2 protein-coding genes are annotated in these 1343 nt (G+C 69.8%); one reads left to right on the forward strand and one right to left on the reverse strand.

Annotation, left to right across the window (positions count from 1 at the left end; all coding sequences use genetic code 11):
* Positions 1–898: LysR substrate-binding domain-containing protein (locus B551_RS18210; RefSeq protein WP_023264725.1), on the reverse strand; the 898-nt coding region annotated here is incomplete at its 3' end.
* Positions 899–1083: 185 nt separating this feature from the next.
* On the opposite strand from B551_RS18210, the gene B551_RS25375 reads away from it, so the two are divergent.
* Positions 1084–1343: DnaJ domain-containing protein (locus tag B551_RS25375; protein ID WP_157072030.1), on the forward strand; the 260-nt coding region annotated here is incomplete at its 3' end.

Here is a 1343-nt window from a genome sequence, read left to right on the forward strand (position 1 = left end):
CCTGCGCCGAACGCTGCCGCGCGGCCGGCGCCGCAAAGATGCCGACGAAGCGATCGCGGGCGGGATGGTCCGGCGCCGCCTTCCACACGCAATAGACTTCCGACGGCACGGTGCTGTGCTTCAGCGGCCGGAACGCCGCGCCGGCGAGCGCCGAATGCCGCAAGGCCGCCGGCACCACCGCCACGCCCATCCCCTGCGACACAAGCGACACGACCGACAGCCAGTGCCGGACCTCGTGGCGGATCTGCGGATAGAAGCCCTCGGCCGCGCACATGTCGACGATCCGCGCGTAGTAGTCGGGCGATGCGTTGCGCGAGAACAGCACGAACGTCTCGCCGCGCAGCTCGGTCAGCGCGATGGTGCGTCGGCTCGCGAGCCGATGGGCGGACGGCATGCAGCAGACGAAGGGCTCGCTGTGGATCAGCCGGGTGGCCAGCTCGTCCGGCACGCGGCTCGTGTGGATGAAGCCGACGTCGAGCTGCCCGTGCAGCAGCGCCTCGATCTGTTCCTGCGAGTTGAGCTCGGTCAGCGCGATCTGGATGCCGGGCTGGTCGGCCTCGAACTGCTGCAGCTTCTGGGGCAGCCCGCGGTACAGCATCGACCCGACAAAGCCCACGCGCAGCCTGCCCACCGCACCGGCTTCGATCTGCCGCGCCAGCAACCGCGCCTCCTCTGCCTGCGCCAGCAGCGCGGTCGCCGATTCGCGAAAGGCCCGCCCGGCCGCGGTCAGGCGCACGCCCTTGCTGTCGCGCTCGAACAGCCGGGCGCCGACCGACGCCTCGAGCTGCTGGATATTCAGCGACAGCGGCGGCTGCGAGATCGACAGCCGGCGCGCGGCGCGGCCGAAATGCAGTTCGTCGGCCAGCACGAGGAAATAGCGCAGATGGCGAAACTCCATGACAGGGGCGGCGTTCGATGACGCTTCGATGAAGGTGGAAAGGGGCCCAAACGAGCCTCGGAAACGGGCCTCATTCTATGCCTACAGTTTCCGCCCGGCATGCCGTTATCCCTTCGATGTGCCGGCTGAACAGGTAGCGCGCCCGCTGCAATGCCGGTTGCGCCAACGGCGAACACAAGGCCCCCGTGACGCACCATGACCACTACCAGACCCTAGGCGTTGCCCCGACGGCCACGGCGGACGAGATCCGGCAGGCGTATCGGCGGCTGGCCATGCGCTGGCATCCGGACCGCAATCCGGACGATCCGCAGGCCGCGGAAGAGCGGTTCAAGCGATTGCAGCATGCGTTCGCGGTGCTCAAGGACGCCGGCCGCCGGATGGCCTACGACGCCGAGCGCGCGGCGCCGCGCGGCGGCTCCGGTCACGGCGGGGGCAATGGCGCAGG

This window comes from Cupriavidus sp. HPC(L), from assembly GCF_000307735.3.
In the GTDB taxonomy this organism is placed as follows: Bacteria; Pseudomonadota; Gammaproteobacteria; order Burkholderiales; family Burkholderiaceae; genus Cupriavidus.